Source organism: Massilia sp. W12, assembly GCF_037300705.1.
Taxonomy (GTDB): domain Bacteria; phylum Pseudomonadota; class Gammaproteobacteria; order Burkholderiales; family Burkholderiaceae_D; genus JACPVY01.
Map to the genome: position 1 here is coordinate 2,650,201 of NZ_CP147776.1, position 15,021 is coordinate 2,665,221.

Genomic DNA, 15,021 nt, shown 5'->3' on the forward strand with positions numbered 1-15,021 from the left:
TTGTGCGCGGTGTGGCATGAATTTGCGCGGCAAGCGCAATGAAGCGCACAAGATAGCACAGGCGCAGGCCGGGCAGCTTAGTGCGCGCACTCCAATCAAGCTTGCAAACCCTGGCGCAAACGTTCGGCGATTTGCGGCGCGCTGGCATACGGGTCGCGCGGATTATTCCCCTGCAACACATCCTCCATGCGCTCTTGCACCCCCTGCAGGGCGTCGGGATGCGAGTAAATATAAAACCGCCCTTGTTCGATCGCGCCAAAGGTCAGCTGCGCCACTTTCTGCGCGCTGACGTGGGACGATTTGACCGCTTTATCGACCATGTTTTGCGCCAATAACTGGCTGTTGCTGGGCGCTTGCGCATTTTGCAAATCCGCCGGACGCTGCAAATGTGAACGGCTGATGCCGGTGCTGACAAAGTACGGACACAAGACCGAAACCGCAACCGCCTTGCACTGCAATTGCAAATCCTGGAACATGCTTTCGCTCAAAGCCACCACCGCATGCTTGGAAACATTATAGGCGCCCAACAAAGGCGCGTTGAGCAAGCCGGCCATCGAAGCGGTATTCACAATATGCGCTTGATAATTGGCATCGTCCCGCGCTGCTTGCAACATGCGCGGGGTGAAGTATTTCACGCCATGAATCACGCCCCACAGATTCACGCCCAAAACCCACTCCCAATCGGCCAGCGAGTTTTCCCACAGCAAACCGCCACAGCCGACGCCGGCATTATTAAACAGCAGGTGCACCGCGCCGAATTCAGTAAACGCCGCATCAGCCCAGGCCTGCACCTGCTCCGCTTTGCTGACATCGCACAAGGAACACAACACCCGGTGACCCTTGGCGCGCAATTCATCGGCAAACGCGTGCAAGGGTTCTTCTTGCACATCGGCTAAGGCCAAATGCATGCCGCGCGCGGCTGCTTCGAGTGCAAATTCGCGCCCGAAACCACTGGCGGCGCCGGAAATGGCCGCCACTTTATTACTGAATTCACGCATAGGTTTCTCCTGTTTTCCCGGATCAATTCAAGCCAGCACGGCGGAAACCCCGCCATCCACCGCCAACACCTGGCCGGTAATATGTTTGCCGGCAGCGCTGGCGAATAAGAGCGCAGCGCCCTTCAAATCATCTTCATCGCCCAAACGCTGCAGCGGCGCATGGCGGCTTAAGGCTTCAGCGCCATATTGCTGCAACACGCCTTGCGTCATGCGCGAAGGGAAAAAACCGGGCGCCAGGGCATTCACCGTGACGCCATATTGACCCCATTCAGCAGCCAGGGCGCGGGTGAAATTGATCAGGCCGGCTTTGGAAGTGTTATAGGCCAGGGTTTTCATGGTGTCCGGGGCATTCCCGGCCAAACCGGCAATCGAAGCGATATTGATGATGCGGCCATGGCGCTGCGCAATCATGGCGCGCCCTAGCGCCTGCGAGAGTAAAAACACGCTGCGCAGATTCAAATTCATCACCTTATCCCAAGCCGCCAGCGGATAGTCCTGGGCCGGCGCGCCCCAGGTGGCGCCGGCGTTATTCACCAGAATATCGACCTTGCCCAAGCGCGCCATGGCCCCATCGGCGCAGGCTGCCACGCCCTCTTCCGCGCCCAGATCAGCGGCCAGCCAGTCCGCGTCTTGCACGCCCGCCTCGCGCAAAGCGGCGCAGGCCTGCTCCAATTCCGCCTGCTTGCGCGCAACCAGCAGCACGCGCGCGCCCTGTTCGCCCAAGGCCTGGGCGATTTGCAGCCCCAGCCCGCGTGAGCCGCCGGTGACGACTGCGGTTTGTCCGTGCAAATCAAATAATTGCGCCACCCGCATCTTATTCTCCGCTCAGATAATCCATACATTGGCGCTCTTGCCGCACGGCGCCGATAAAGTCTTTGATCTTCACATGCTCAGGATGCGATTGATAGGCGTCGAGCGCCGCTTTATCGCTGAATTCACTGTACAACACCACATCATAGGTGGCTTCCAGACCGTCGCTGGCCAAAGCCACTTCAAATTTCAACGTGCCCGGCGTCAAATCGGCGCATGACAGCAGCAAAGCTTTGAGTTTTTGCGCGTTCTCAGCACGGCTGGCGCCTTCAGCAAAATCCTTTAATTTCCACATCACGATATGTTTGAGCATGACCTTCTCCAGCTGGCAAAAAAAGCCAGCATAGCACAGCGCCGCCAGCCCGCCGTGCGCGCCTCATGTGAAAAAAATTGTCTGCCTGACAGCCATGCAAGCTTTGCGTAAGGTTTCGCGCTGACACTGTTGGCAAGGATGGCAGCAAAACATCCTTGCACCTGGTGAAACCGGCGCCGCCGGATTCTGAGGAAGGGGACACGTAAGACAAGCGAAAAGCACAACGTGGCCAGTTGAAGTCTGCCAGCGCTGCGGGGCACAGCAAGCCCGTCAAAGCGCTGGCGCAATGCAGGGGACAAACAAAATGAGCAATATTCCTATGGACGCGGCCAACCGTGTCGGCAGCGTCAAGGCCGCAAGCAGCGAAGGCATGAGCAAAGAAGAGAAGAAGGTGGTGTTCGCCTCTTCGCTGGGCACTGTGTTTGAGTGGTATGACTTTTATCTGTATGGGGCCTTGGCGACCATCATCGCCAAGAAATTTTTCGCCGGCACAGATCCGAATACCGCCTTTATTTTCGCCCTGCTGGCGTTTGCCGCAGGTTTTATCGTGCGTCCCTTCGGCGCGCTGGTGTTTGGCCGCCTGGGCGATATGATTGGGCGCAAATACACCTTCCTGGTGACAATGGCCTTGATGGGCGGCTCGACCTTTCTGGTCGGCATGCTGCCCAGTTACGCCACGCTGGGGATTGCCGCCCCCATCATTCTGGTGTTCTTGCGCATCATTCAAGGCTTAGCCCTGGGCGGTGAATACGGCGGGGCCGCCACCTATGTGGCTGAACATGCGCCGCACGGCAAGCGCGGTTTATTCACCTCCTGGATTCAAACCACCGCCACCATGGGCTTATTCCTGTCCCTGCTGGTGATTTTAGGCACGCGCACGCTGTTAGGCGAAGCCGCTTTTGCTGAATGGGGCTGGCGCATTCCCTTCCTGCTGTCGCTGGTTTTGCTCATGTTTTCGCTCTGGATCCGGCTCTCCATGAATGAATCGCCGGCCTTTTTGCGCATGAAAGCCGAAGGTAAGACCTCCAAAGCGCCGCTGTCTGAATCCTTCCTGGTGTGGGGTAATCTGAAGCTGGTGATTTTCGCCCTGCTGGGCTTAACCGCCGGGCAAGCCGTGGTCTGGTACACCGGCCAGTTTTACGCCCTGTTCTTCCTGACCCAGACCTTGAAAATAGATCCGGTCACAGCGAATATTCTGATCGCGCTGGCGCTGCTGGTCGGCACCCCGTTTTTCATCGTATTCGGTTCGCTGTCTGACAAAATCGGGCGCAAGCCGATTATTCTTGGCGGCTGCCTGCTGGCGGCAATCACCTATTTCCCGGTGTTTAACGCCATCACCCACTATGGCAACCCGAAACTGGAACAGGCTTTACTGAATTCGCCGGTGGTGGTCAGCGCTGATCCGGCCTCTTGCCAATTCCAATTCAACCCGACCGGACAAAAGAAATTCACCAGCTCTTGCGATATCGCCAAGAAAGCCCTGGCTGATGCTTCGGTGAATTACAAAAATGAAATCGCCCCGCCCGGCAGTGTCGCCACCATCAAAGTGGGAGATAAACAGATTGCCGCATTTGACGCCGTATTGACGCCGGATGGCTTGAATTTCAGCAAGGAAAGCAAAGCCCAGGAAGACGCCTTCAAGAAACAATTGGGCGGCGTTATCAAGGCTGCCGGCTACCCGGAAAAAGCCGATCCTGAACAGATCAACAAAACCATGCTGTTCCTGCTCTTGCTGTATCTGGTGATTTTGGTGACGATGGTGTACGGCCCGATTGCCGCGATGCTGGTGGAAATGTTCCCCACCAAAATCCGTTACAGCTCTATGTCCCTGCCCTACCACATCGGCAATGGCTGGTTTGGCGGCTTGCTGCCCACCATTTCCTTCGCGCTGGTGGCATACAAAGGCGATATCTTCTATGGCCTGTGGTATCCGATTGTGGTGGCCACCATCACGGCGGTATTAGGCTTGCTGTTTGTGCGTGAAACAGTGCATCACGATATCAATCAGCACGATTGAAGCCGGGGTTGATGCTGCCGACACAAAAACAGCCCGGCGCCGGGCTGTTTTTATTTCAGGCAAAGTGCAGATCAAGCCTTGCGGCGACGCGCCAGTGCGCCCAATACGCTCAAGCCGCCCAACATCATGGCCCAGGTTTCGGCTTCCGGCACCGCTGCGATTTGGAAATTGGCTTGCAAGGCGCCCACATTGTCGGCGTAGTAACCCGGCGCGGCATTGAAGTTGTAAGCGTCCACAAAACCCAGATACAGGCGCGATGCATTGGAAGGCGCAATAAATTGCTGGATCTGGCCTTGCGCATTGCGGCCATCGCCAATGAAGAAGGTTTGACCGATTTGCGGCGCCAGTTGGCTGAAGTCATTCGCATCCGAGAAATTCAGCACAGCCGGGGCCGTCGCGCCCGGCGCGGCATCCGACAGGAAAACCCCGACCATGAACATAAAACGGTCGCTGTGGTTGACGCCGCTGATACCGCCAAAAGACGGCACCAGCGTGCGCCAGCGCGCGCCATCCGCACCGGCCATGCCGCCATTCGGGCCGCAGCAGCCAATCTGACCGCTCACGCTGGAAAAGGTCAGCACATTGCCAGCCGAGGCGGTGAAGTTATAGGCCGCCGGCAGCAAACCTGCGCCGCCGCCGCCCGGGGCTGGCGCGACACTCAAACCGGCGCCAAAGATATTCGATTTCGCATCCACCGTCATCGTCACGGCCTGGGCTTGCGCGCCGGCGAAGAACAAAGAAGCGGCCAATACGCTGAATTGCAGTTTTTTCATGAATACTCCTGTGTGGGGTGATTGTTTTGATGCTGTGGTTGATATTTCCGGTGGCTGTACGCCATTTGTTTTCATTGTTTTGATCATGCCACAGGGCAATATTCTGACTTTTTCCTTGCAAGATGGCAAGCACAGTCCGGAAAGTTTCTTGTTTTACAGATGCAGAGTAGCAAACTATGGCACACAGTGTGAAAATGTTAAACTTTCAGCAAAAACAGATCGCACAAGCAGGAAAAGCGGGGAGAAGTAACTTGAGGTAGATAGCAAAAAAGCCCGCTGTGAGCGGGCTTTTGGCGTCATGCGGCTGCATGATAAAATATTCTGGTTGCGGGGGCAGGATTTGAACCTACGACCTTCGGGTTATGAGCCCGACGAGCTGCCAGACTGCTCCACCCCGCGTCTGATGTAAGAATAATACAACAGCCTCCAAATTTTCGCAAGCATATCCGTCATTATTGTGAAGCTGTTACACTGTTTACTGCGTCAGACCAAGGTTTTGGCTGTCATCACCATCAAAAAATAGCCAAAATATCAATGTTTTTTGTGTTTTTCCCAAGAAAGTCTCTTTTTTTCGGCAACAAAAGCAATAAAGCGGTGTACAAACGTTTGCGCCTGCGCTTTTCTGCATCCGGCCAAGCAATCTGCCGCAAAATCTGCTATACACATAGGTGATGCTTGCGCATCACTGTTGTTCGATGTTTTTAGAAGTCACTCCAATGAAATTTTGTTCAGAATGCGCGCACCCGGTTGAGCTGCTGGTGCCCGAAGGCGACAACCGCCCCCGTTATGTGTGCGCCCAGTGTGCAACCATCCACTACCAAAATCCGAAAATGGTGATCGGCTCCATTCCCATCTGGGAAGAAGCAGGCGAAGTCGCCGTCTTGCTGTGCCGGCGTGCCATCGAGCCGCGCTACGGCAAATGGACCCTGCCGGGCGGGTTTATGGAAAACAATGAAACCACCTGGGCCGCTGCAATTCGCGAAACGCAGGAAGAATCCGGGGCCGATGTCGAGCTGCGCACCCTGTTTGCGCTCTTGAATGTGCCGCAAGTGCATCAAGTGCATATGTTTTACCTGGCGCGCCTGAAAAATCTCGACTTTTGCGCCGGCGAAGAAAGCCTGGAAGTGCGCCTGTTCAACCATGCAGACATCCCCTGGGACGAACTGGCCTTCCCGACCATCCGCAAGACCCTGAAATTTTTCTTTGAAGACTATGCCAAAGTGCAGGCAGGTGATGGCGACTATGGTTTTCACACCCACGACATCATCAAACGCCAGAACCGGCCAGATTTTTAAACCATGAATTTATGGATTGATGAAGACCAGCCCCTGCCGCCGCCGGAAGCCGCGCTGGGGCATGACACCGATGCGCCGGGCTTGCTGGCGATCACCCGCAGCTTGGACGCCGCGCGCCTGCAGCAAGCTTATCTGCAAGGCATCTTCCCCTGGTATGGCGAGAATATGCCGGTGCTGTGGTGGAGCACAGACCCGCGCATGGTCTTATACACCAGCGAATTCAAAATCTCCCCCTCCTTACAGAAAACCCTGCGCAAAGTGGCGCGCGATACACGCTGGGAAGTCCGCATGGATCATGATTTCGCCGCCGTGATGCGGGCCTGCGCTGCGCCGCGCGAAGGTCATGACGGCACCTGGATCAACCAAGACATCATCGCCGGCTATTGCGCCTTGCATGCGCAAGGCATGGCGCACAGCGTCGAAACCTGGTTTGACGGCGAGCTGGTGGGCGGGGCCTACGGGGTGGCGCTGGGACGCATGTTTTATGGCGAATCGATGTTTGCGCGCAAAAGCGACGCTTCCAAGATTGCGCTGGCGCATCTGGTCGATTTTTTACAAAAGCATGACGTGAAAATGATAGACTGCCAGCAGGAAACCGCCCATTTGGCCAGTCTCGGCGCCCGCCCGATTGCGCGTGCAGAATTTCTGCAACATTTGCGCGCTGCGGTGCAACTGGCCCCGATTGCCGAATGGCGTTTGCCTTCACACATTGCAGGCCAACCTTGAACTTTCAGGCAAACCATGAGCAATCTGAAAGATTTGCCCTACGCCAGACTGCAGTTCTACGCCACAGCGCCCTATCCGTGCAGCTATTTGGACGGGCGGCAGGCGCGCAGTCAGGTCGCCACGCCATCCAATCTGATCGGCGACGATGTGTACGCCATGCTGATTCAACATGGCTTCAGGCGCAGCGGAGTCTTCACCTACCGCCCGCACTGCGATGGCTGCCAGGCTTGCATTCCGGTGCGGGTGGAAGCCTTGCGTTTCACACCGCGCCGCAGTCAGCGCCGCGCCTGGCAGAAGCACGCTGACTTGCAAACCCGGGTGATGCCGCTGGACTTCATCGCCGAACATTACGCACTGTATTTGCGCTATCAAAATGCGCGCCACGCCGGCGGCGGCATGGATGCCGACAGCCGCGACCAATACGCGCAATTTCTCTTGCAAAGCCGGGTCAATACCCGCTTAGTCGAATTCCGCAGCCCGGATGGCGTCCTGCGCATGGTCTCTATTATTGATATCTTGCAAGATGGTCTGTCCTCGGTGTACACCTTCTTTGATCCTGATGTGCCCGGCGCCTCCTATGGCGCTTACAACATCCTGTGGCAGATCGAGCGCGCCAGAAACGCCGCCCTGCCCTTTGTGTATCTGGGCTACTGGATTGCGCAAAGTCGCAAGATGTCATACAAAATCCGCTACCAGCCGCTGCAAGCGCGCATCAATGGCGCCTGGCAAGCCTTGCCGGCGGATGCGCTGAGCGGATTCGATCCGCAAGATTTGTCAGACGCGCAAGCCGGCAACCCTGAGCCGGGCGACTTTCTTTCTGCTTGAGCGCTGCCGCCGCCTGTTACAATGGCGGCTTTCTTTCCAGCCACACGCCTGCCATGTCATTTCTGTACTCATTGGCGCGTCCCATGCTGTTTGGCATGGACGCCGAAGACGCCCATCATTTCACCTTGCGCAATTTGGCGCGTGCAGAGCGCGCCGGCCTCACCGCCCTGCTCAGCCGCCCGCCGGCCGATCCGCGCCGCGTGATGGGCATCAACTTCCCCAATCCGGTCGGCTTGGCTGCCGGTCTGGATAAAGACGGCGCCTGTATCGATGGCTTGGCCGCGCTGGGTTTTGGTTTTATCGAAATCGGCACCGTAACGCCGCGCGCGCAAGCCGGCAATCCGCGCCCGCGCATCTTCCGCCTGCCGGCCAAACAAGCCTTGATCAACCGCATGGGTTTTAATAATGGCGGGGTGGACGCCTTTGTCGCCAACGTGCAGCAATCCCGCTTTTATCAGGAAAAGCGCGGCGTGCTGGGCTTGAATATCGGCAAAAACGCTGACACCCCGATTGAAAAAGCGGTCGATGACTATTTGCTGTGTCTGCAAAAAGTCTATCCCTATGCCGACTATGTGACAGTCAACATCTCCTCGCCGAACACCAAAAACCTGCGCCAATTGCAAGGCGAATCCGAACTCGATGCGCTCTTGCACGCGCTCAAAGAAGCGCAATTGCGCCTGGCTGATCAATACAAACGCTACGCCCCGCTGGCGCTGAAAATCGCGCCCGATCTGGATCAAGAGCAAATCAAGGCGATTGCCGCGCTCTTGCTCAAACACAAAATCGACGCTGTGATCGCCACCAACACCACTTTACAGCGCGATGCAGTGCAAGGCTTGCCGCATGCCAGTGAAACCGGCGGACTGTCCGGCGCGCCGGTGCGCAGCCTGTCTGACGCTGTGGTGCGCGGTCTGCGCGCCGAATTGGGGACAGAAATCCCGATTATCGGCGTAGGCGGCATTTTGTGCGGGGCCGATGCGCAGGCCAAGATGCAAGCCGGGGCCAGCCTGGTGCAAGTGTACTCCGGCCTGATTTACCGTGGCCCTGCGCTGGTGACGGAGTGCGCCGCCGCAGTGCGCCAAAACTGAGCTTTGCGCAAGCGCCCACCCTGCCCCCGGCGCAGCCAACGCTGCGCGGGGCAGGCCTGCACATCCCGGAAAAGATGACATCCAGCACAAGCTTATCCTTTTTTTACGCATGCAAAAATGCGGCAATGCCGCTGTTTGCGCCTATAATGCGCTACCTGTAGCCGCCCCCGGCTTAGCACAGCATCCCCAACCCCCGTAATGCAGTGAGAGAGAAAGACATGAGACAAAGCCCGAATACCCCGGCAGTACTCAGCCTGATCGGCAACACCCCGCTGGTCGAAGTCACCCGTATTGACACCGGCCCCTGCCAATTGTTTTTAAAACTCGAATCACAAAACCCCGGCGGCTCAATCAAAGACCGCGTCGGCCTGGCCATGATCGAAGCAGCGGAAAAAGAAGGCAAGCTCAAACCCGGCGGCACCGTGATTGAAGCCACCGCCGGCAATACCGGCCTGGCCCTGGCCCTGGTGGCGCGCGCCAAAGGTTATAAAGTGGTGCTGGTGGTGCCGGACAAAATGTCTTCGGAAAAGATTTTGCATCTGCGCGCGCTCGGCGCGACAGTCTATCTGACCCGCTCCGATGTCGGCAAAGGCCACCCCGAATACTATCAAGACTATGCCGCGCGTCTGGTCAAAGAAATCCCGGACGCCTTCTATGTTGACCAATTCAACAACCCCAACAACCCGCTGGCGCACGAAACCACCACCGGTCCGGAAATCTGGGCGCAAACCGCGCACAATGTGGACGCCGTGGTGTGCGGCGTCGGTTCCGGCGGCACCATGGCCGGCCTGTCCACCTTCTTCCGCCGCGTCAATCCGGATCTGGAAATGGTGCTGGCTGACCCGGTCGGCTCGATTCTGTGCGAATACATCGAACACGGCAAAATCATCTCCACCCCCGGCTCCTGGGCAGTGGAAGGGATTGGCGAAGATTTCATTCCCTCAATTGCCGACATGAGCATGGTCAAGCGCGCTTACTCGATTCCCGACCAGGAAAGCTTTGCCTGCGCGCGCGAACTGGTGCGCGCCGAAGGGATTGCCGGCGGCTCCTCGACCGGCACCTTGCTGGCCGCCGCCCTGCGTTACTGCCGCGAGCAAACCACACCCAAGCGCGTGGTCAGCTTCGTCTGCGACACCGGCACACGCTACCTGTCCAAAGTGTATAACGACAACTGGATGGTGGATCAAGGCCTGCTCAAACGTGAAGTGTTTGGCGACTTGCGCGACATCATCGGGCGCCGTTATTCAGATGGCGGCGTGATCTCGGTCAACCCGGATGAAACCCTGATGGTGGCGTTTAACCGCATGCGCAATGCCGATATCTCGCAATTGCCGGTGATTGCCGAGCGCAGAATCGTCGGCATGATTGACGAATCCGATATTTTGATGAAAGTCGCGGCCAGTTCGGAAGCCTTCCGCAGCCCGGTTGCGCAAACCATGACCGCCTCCATCGAAACCTTGAAGCCGACTGATTCAATTGACGCCTTGAAGACGATTTTGAATCGCGGCCTGGTGGCGATCATCGCCGACGAAACCCGTTTCCACGGCCTGATCACCCGTTTTGACCTCTTGAACCATCTGCGCAGGAAATTATCGTGAGCGAACAAGACCAAGGCAGTAAGCGCGCCGGCTTTGCCACCCGCGTTATCCACGCCGGGCAAAGCCCGGATCCGTCCACCGGCGCCATCATGCCGCCGATTTACGCCACCTCGACCTTTGTCCAGGAAAGTCCGGGCGTGCACAAGGGCTTGGACTATGGCCGCTCGCACAACCCGACCCGCTGGGCCTTGGAGCGTTGCGTAGCCGATTTGGAATCCGGCGCGCAAGCCTATGCTTTCGCCTCGGGCTTAGCGGCGATTTCCACCGTGCTCGAACTGTTGCCGGCTGGCAGCCATATTGTGGCTGGCGACGATATGTACGGCGGCACCTTCCGCTTATTTGACAAGGTGCGCCAGCACAGCGCGAATCTGAAATTCAGCTATGTGGATTTGAGCAATGCGGACAATCTGCGCGCCGCCATCACGCCGGAAACCAAAATGGTGTGGATCGAGTCGCCCACCAATCCGATGCTCAAGCTGGCCGATCTGGCCGCCTTGGCCAGCATCTGCCGCGAGCACAATGTGCTGGCGGTTGCTGACAACACCTTCGCCAGCCCCTGTTTGCAACGTCCGCTGGAAATGGGTTTTGATATTGTGGTGCACTCAATGACCAAATATCTGAACGGCCACTCCGACATCATCGGCGGCATCGCCATCGTTGGCAAAGAAGCGCGCCACGCCGCAATCGCCGAGCGCCTGGGCTTTTTGCAAAACTCGGTAGGCGCGATTGCCGGCCCGTTTGACAGCTTTTTGGCCTTGCGCGGCATCAAAACCCTGGCCATCCGGATTGATCGCACCTGCAGCAATGCGCTGGCCTTAGCCAAGTGGCTGGAACAACAGCCCAAAGTGAAACGGGTGATTTATCCGGGGCTGGAATCGCACCCGCAACACGCCTTGGCCAAGCGCCAGATGTCGGGTTTTGGCGGCATTATCTCGCTCGAACTCAATACCGACTTAGCCGGTTCGCGCCGTTTCCTGGAAGCCTGCCATTATTTCTCGCTGGCGGAAAGCCTGGGCGGGGTGGAAAGCCTGATCGAACACCCGGCCATCATGACGCACGCCTCGATTCCGGCAGAACAGCGCGCCCGGCTTGGCATTACTGACAGCTTCATCCGCTTATCCGTCGGGATTGAAGATCTGGCCGATTTGCAGCAGGATTTGCAAAACGCCCTGGATGCGGTGTAAGCCGGTACGCCTCGACACATAGTTGATTGATGTAATGCTGGAAAGACGGCTTCAGACACGAATAATGCTTGCGCTATAGCGCGGCCTGATTCGTGGCTGAAGCCGCCGCCCAAGACAAACACATCGAAAGCAGCCCGGGCGGCAAACACTGAATATCTTAGCCATATTCAGCACAAGCACTGCCGGACATCTGCTGCAAAACCGCCAGCAGTTTTTTGTCGACAGTGCGCCTGCTGACGCGCGCCGCAAAGACAGCATAAAAACAAGCGCGGCCACAACGCAACAATTCAAGCCTCCAGCAATCGCCGCGCATATGGGCTGGCGATGAAGAGTAAGCCCGCGAGGTTCAGTCCAACGGTAAACCAAAACACGCTACGGAATGCTTGCTTTGCGGACTTGTGCCTGAGAATCTGTTGCGCCAACAAAGCGCCTGGCCAGCCACCCGCCAGCGCCAATACATGCAGTGTTGACTCAGAAGTTCGCCAGGCGCCACTTTGTGCAGCAGATTTATCAAGCGCGTAAGCAAAAAAAGTCAAGGCGCTCAATCCCATGTATAACCACAAAAGCCAACGCGGCGGATTCCCAAACATATAGGCAAGCATGAGCACAAGGCCAAACAGCGGGAGGATAAAAAGACTGGCCATACCCCATTGCGCTGGTCTGTTACGCATGCGCTGTATGCGATGCTGGATGGCAGTATCTGCTTGAATCAAGGCTGGATTGGTGGCGCGTTTCTTACCTTGCGGCCCCAATTCAACTTCAAAACTGAGACGCAAACCAAGTTTCGGACGCTGGCGCAGGCCTTGGCATGCTTTAATGTGTAAAAAAATATCCTGCCCACCCAAAGTCGGCTTGATGAAACCAAAACCGCGCTCATCGTCCCATGATGTAATCGTTCCTTCAAAACGCGCCATGATAAATTGTGGAAGTAAGAGTAAATAAGCAAGCGCCGTAGCAGCACTTGTCCAATCTTTATCCGATAAATCATTCGCTTCGAATAAAAAGAAACATGATAACTGAAAGGATGTATTCAGTGTTGCGCAAGGTGCGTGCTGCGCCGCCGCTATGCCCAGGCGCCGTTTGCACTTGGCAGCAATCCAGCGTTGCTAGCCGTAAAATGAGTGAATAGTCATCCTTTGTTTATAATAGCGCTCAAGCCCCTCCCCTGTGCGCCGCAATCCACCGCACCCCGGCTTGCCAATTGCCCTATCAATTGTCTTTACGCACGGATCGCCCATGCTTGCCAAACTCGCCTTGAACGCCAGCAAACGTTTAATGAAACTCTCATTCCTGCGCAATGACGGTCCAGCCGACACCTTATTGATTGAAAGCCTGCACGCCGAAGAAGAGGTTTCGCGCGACTTTGAATACACCGCCCATGTACTGTCAGACAATCCTGAAATTGCGCTCAAAGATGTGCAAGGCAAGCTGATCGGCATCGAACTCACGCGTGACGATGGCGGCAAGCGCTGGTTCACCGGCTATTGCTGGACCTTTGAGCTGCTGGAATATGCCAACAGCGTCGCCACCTATAAAATGACCCTGGTTCCCTGGCTGGCCTTCCTGCGCTTGCGCAAAGACATGTTCATTTTCCAGAACAAGACCTATATCGAGCAGACCAAGGAGATTTTTGAAGACTACGCGATGGCCAAGTTTGACCTCAAAGTCAGCAAAGCCGGCCACCGCCACACCTACTGCGCGCAATACGACGAAACCGATCACAACTATGTGCACCGGCGCTGGGAAGAAATGGGCTGGCATTACTGGTATGAGCACGACGCCAGCGGCCACCGCCTGATTTTGTCCGACCACTCGCCGGCGGCAGAGCCGGTCGATGGCGACACTACGATCGCCTACCATCATGGCGGCGGCAATAACAAAGAAGACAAAATCGGCATCTTTGGCGGCCAGCGCGAAATCGCCTCCGGCAAAGTGAATTTATCCAGCTTTGATTTCAAACGCCCGACCCCGGCCCTGGTTGGCAAAACCAGCCAGCAGGAACAGGGACAAATCGCCAAGCTCGAAGTGTATGAATATCGCGGCCTGTACGGCTTTGTCGATGCCGAAGAAGGCAAGTTTTACGCCGAACGGCAAATGGAGCAAATCGAAGGCGATGCGAAAAGCTTTGCCGGGCGCGGCAATGTGCGCCAGATGCAACCGGGACGCTGGTTCACCCTCACGCGCGACCATCTGAAACAATTATTCCGTGGCCCCGGCCACAAATTTGAATTCCTGCTGCTGTCTGTCACCCACGATATTCACAATAACCTGCTGAATTCCGATGGCGGCATGGGGACATATGACAACAGCTTTGTCTGCCTGCGGCGCAAAGTCTTCTGGCGCCCGGCGCGCGGCCATCACAGCGAAGAGGTGCGCGTGCCCGGCGTGGACACCGCGATTGTGGTCGGCCCGCAGGGTGAAGAAATTTACAGCGACAAATACAGCCGCATCAAAGTCCAGTTCCACTGGGACCGCATGGGCAAACAGGATGAAAACAGCTCACCCTGGGTGCGCGTGATGACGCCCTGGGCGAATAAAGGCTTCGGCATGGTCGCCGTGCCGCGCATCGGCACCGAAGTCGTGATTCAGTATTTGCAAGGCAACCCCGACCGTCCCCTGGTGGTGGGACAGTTATACAACGAACGCCACATGCCGCCCTGGACGCTGCCGGCCAATCAAACCCAATCCGGCGTGCTGACCCGCTCCAGCAAAGGCGGCGGGCCATCGAATGCCAACGCGCTGCGCTTTGAAGACAAAAAGGGAGAAGAAGAAGTCTGGTTGCATGCGGAAAAAGATCAGCGCATCGAAGTCGAAAACGACGAAAGCCACTGGGTCGGGCGCGATCGCAAAAAAACCATCGACCGCGATGAAACGGTGCATGTCAAACGCGACCGCACCGAGACGGTGGACCACAATGAAACCATCACCGTGCACAACGACCGCAAAGAGCGGGTCGATCACAATGAAAAAATTTCGATTGGCGACAATCGCACCGAAGATGTCGGCAAAGACGAAGATATTCACATCGGCCACAGCCGCAGCGTGCACATCGGCGACCATAAAAACGAAACGGTAGGCAAAACCAAAACCGAAACCGTGGCCCTGGCCAAATTTCTCTCGATTGGCGGCCTGTATCAAACCACCGTCGGCGGCGCCATGAACACCACCGTGGCCTTGGCGCAAGCGGAAGAAGTGGGCTTATCCAAAACCGTGGTCGTCGGCAAAACCCTGACTCAGACCGCCGGCGAGCAATTCAAACTCACCGTTGGAAAAAGCAGCTTAACCCTGCATGCCGATGGACGGATTGAACTCGAAGGCACAGAAATCCTGATTTCCGGCAGCAAAAAAGTCGAGCTGCACGGCAAAGATATTGATAACAACCCGGCATAAGGCA

14 protein-coding genes and 1 tRNA gene are annotated in these 15,021 nt (G+C 56.7%); 9 read left to right on the forward strand and 6 right to left on the reverse strand.

Features of this window, described 5'->3' with window-relative positions; all coding sequences use genetic code 11:
• Window positions 1-95 precede the first annotated feature (95 nt).
• From V8J88_RS10720 to V8J88_RS10730, 3 genes are read right to left on the reverse strand one after another with little or no spacing between them, the layout of a single operon-like run.
• Window positions 96-998 carry an SDR family oxidoreductase gene (locus V8J88_RS10720; protein ID WP_338849498.1) on the reverse strand — a complete coding sequence of 301 codons (903 nt, stop codon included), beginning with the start codon at window positions 996-998 and terminating at the stop codon, window positions 96-98.
• 27 nt (window positions 999-1,025) lie between these two features.
• Entirely contained in the window at window positions 1,026-1,811 is a 786-nt protein-coding gene (locus V8J88_RS10725) for an SDR family oxidoreductase (RefSeq protein ID WP_338849499.1), read from the reverse strand.
• Between the two features lies 1 nt (window position 1,812).
• Entirely contained in the window at window positions 1,813-2,121 is a 309-nt protein-coding gene (locus tag V8J88_RS10730) for a Dabb family protein (protein WP_338849500.1), read from the reverse strand.
• A gap of 319 nt (window positions 2,122-2,440) precedes the next feature.
• Here V8J88_RS10730 and V8J88_RS10735 point away from each other — a divergent pair, with 319 nt between their 5' ends.
• The gene (locus tag V8J88_RS10735; RefSeq protein WP_338849870.1) at window positions 2,441-4,138 is read left to right on the forward strand and encodes an MFS transporter; all 1,698 of its coding nucleotides are present in this window, start codon (window positions 2,441-2,443) and stop codon (window positions 4,136-4,138) included.
• Window positions 4,139-4,209: 71 nt separating this feature from the next.
• On the opposite strand, the gene V8J88_RS10740 is transcribed toward V8J88_RS10735, so the two are convergent.
• On the reverse strand, window positions 4,210-4,911 hold the full coding sequence (locus V8J88_RS10740; RefSeq protein ID WP_338849501.1) for a PEP-CTERM sorting domain-containing protein: 702 nt from the start codon (window positions 4,909-4,911) through the stop codon (window positions 4,210-4,212).
• Here V8J88_RS10740 and V8J88_RS10745 point away from each other — a divergent pair.
• Window positions 4,910-5,161, forward strand: a complete 252-nt coding sequence (locus V8J88_RS10745; RefSeq protein ID WP_338849502.1) for a hypothetical protein — start codon at window positions 4,910-4,912, stop codon at window positions 5,159-5,161. The genes V8J88_RS10740 and V8J88_RS10745 overlap by 2 nt on opposite strands.
• Before the next feature lie 72 nt (window positions 5,162-5,233).
• On the opposite strand, the gene V8J88_RS10750 is transcribed toward V8J88_RS10745, so the two are convergent.
• A tRNA-Met gene (locus tag V8J88_RS10750) sits at window positions 5,234-5,310 on the reverse strand.
• A gap of 317 nt (window positions 5,311-5,627) precedes the next feature.
• Here V8J88_RS10750 and V8J88_RS10755 point away from each other — a divergent pair.
• From V8J88_RS10755 to V8J88_RS10780, 6 genes are all read left to right on the forward strand, one after another.
• Window positions 5,628-6,206 (forward strand): NUDIX hydrolase, encoded by a 579-nt coding sequence (locus V8J88_RS10755; RefSeq protein ID WP_338849503.1) that lies wholly within the window; start codon window positions 5,628-5,630, stop codon window positions 6,204-6,206.
• A 3-nt stretch (window positions 6,207-6,209) separates the two neighbouring features.
• Entirely contained in the window at window positions 6,210-6,932 is a 723-nt protein-coding gene (gene aat / locus V8J88_RS10760; RefSeq protein WP_338849504.1) for a leucyl/phenylalanyl-tRNA--protein transferase, read from the forward strand.
• Between the two features lie 15 nt (window positions 6,933-6,947).
• Window positions 6,948-7,757 carry an arginyltransferase gene (locus tag V8J88_RS10765; protein ID WP_338849505.1) on the forward strand — a complete coding sequence of 270 codons (810 nt, stop codon included), beginning with the start codon at window positions 6,948-6,950 and terminating at the stop codon, window positions 7,755-7,757.
• A 53-nt stretch (window positions 7,758-7,810) separates the two neighbouring features.
• Window positions 7,811-8,845, forward strand: coding sequence for a quinone-dependent dihydroorotate dehydrogenase (locus tag V8J88_RS10770; protein WP_338849506.1), 1,035 nt, complete (start codon window positions 7,811-7,813; stop codon window positions 8,843-8,845).
• Between the two features lie 218 nt (window positions 8,846-9,063).
• The gene (locus V8J88_RS10775; protein WP_338849507.1) at window positions 9,064-10,443 is read left to right on the forward strand and encodes a pyridoxal-phosphate dependent enzyme; all 1,380 of its coding nucleotides are present in this window, start codon (window positions 9,064-9,066) and stop codon (window positions 10,441-10,443) included.
• On the forward strand, window positions 10,440-11,627 hold the full coding sequence (locus V8J88_RS10780) for a PLP-dependent aspartate aminotransferase family protein (RefSeq protein ID WP_338849508.1): 1,188 nt from the start codon (window positions 10,440-10,442) through the stop codon (window positions 11,625-11,627). The genes V8J88_RS10775 and V8J88_RS10780 overlap by 4 nt, the downstream gene beginning before the upstream one ends.
• A gap of 287 nt (window positions 11,628-11,914) precedes the next feature.
• Here V8J88_RS10780 and V8J88_RS10785 read toward each other — a convergent pair whose 3' ends face one another.
• The gene (locus tag V8J88_RS10785; protein ID WP_338849509.1) at window positions 11,915-12,541 is read right to left on the reverse strand and encodes a DUF1294 domain-containing protein; all 627 of its coding nucleotides are present in this window, start codon (window positions 12,539-12,541) and stop codon (window positions 11,915-11,917) included.
• Between the two features lie 322 nt (window positions 12,542-12,863).
• Here V8J88_RS10785 and tssI point away from each other — a divergent pair, with 322 nt between their 5' ends.
• The gene (tssI, locus tag V8J88_RS10790; RefSeq protein WP_338849510.1) at window positions 12,864-15,017 is read left to right on the forward strand and encodes a type VI secretion system tip protein TssI/VgrG; all 2,154 of its coding nucleotides are present in this window, start codon (window positions 12,864-12,866) and stop codon (window positions 15,015-15,017) included.
• Window positions 15,018-15,021 lie beyond the last annotated feature (4 nt).

What these genes read in the sequence shown, in the direction of transcription:
- V8J88_RS10755 (WP_338849503.1), top strand. Translation starts at nt 5,628, where the DNA reads ATGAAATTTTGTTCAGAATGCGCGCACCCGGTTGAGCTGCTGGTGCCC.
- V8J88_RS10720 (WP_338849498.1), bottom strand. Translation starts at nt 998, where the DNA reads ATGCGTGAATTCAGTAATAAAGTGGCGGCCATTTCCGGCGCCGCCAGT.
- V8J88_RS10740 (WP_338849501.1), bottom strand. Translation starts at nt 4,911, where the DNA reads ATGAAAAAACTGCAATTCAGCGTATTGGCCGCTTCTTTGTTCTTCGCC.
- V8J88_RS10785 (WP_338849509.1), bottom strand. Translation starts at nt 12,541, where the DNA reads ATGGCGCGTTTTGAAGGAACGATTACATCATGGGACGATGAGCGCGGT.
- aat (WP_338849504.1), top strand. Translation starts at nt 6,210, where the DNA reads ATGAATTTATGGATTGATGAAGACCAGCCCCTGCCGCCGCCGGAAGCC.
- V8J88_RS10745 (WP_338849502.1), top strand. Translation starts at nt 4,910, where the DNA reads ATGAATACTCCTGTGTGGGGTGATTGTTTTGATGCTGTGGTTGATATT.
- V8J88_RS10735 (WP_338849870.1), top strand. Translation starts at nt 2,441, where the DNA reads ATGGACGCGGCCAACCGTGTCGGCAGCGTCAAGGCCGCAAGCAGCGAA.
- V8J88_RS10725 (WP_338849499.1), bottom strand. Translation starts at nt 1,811, where the DNA reads ATGCGGGTGGCGCAATTATTTGATTTGCACGGACAAACCGCAGTCGTC.
- V8J88_RS10770 (WP_338849506.1), top strand. Translation starts at nt 7,811, where the DNA reads ATGTCATTTCTGTACTCATTGGCGCGTCCCATGCTGTTTGGCATGGAC.
- tssI (WP_338849510.1), top strand. Translation starts at nt 12,864, where the DNA reads ATGCTTGCCAAACTCGCCTTGAACGCCAGCAAACGTTTAATGAAACTC.
- V8J88_RS10730 (WP_338849500.1), bottom strand. Translation starts at nt 2,121, where the DNA reads ATGCTCAAACATATCGTGATGTGGAAATTAAAGGATTTTGCTGAAGGC.
- V8J88_RS10765 (WP_338849505.1), top strand. Translation starts at nt 6,948, where the DNA reads ATGAGCAATCTGAAAGATTTGCCCTACGCCAGACTGCAGTTCTACGCC.
- V8J88_RS10775 (WP_338849507.1), top strand. Translation starts at nt 9,064, where the DNA reads ATGAGACAAAGCCCGAATACCCCGGCAGTACTCAGCCTGATCGGCAAC.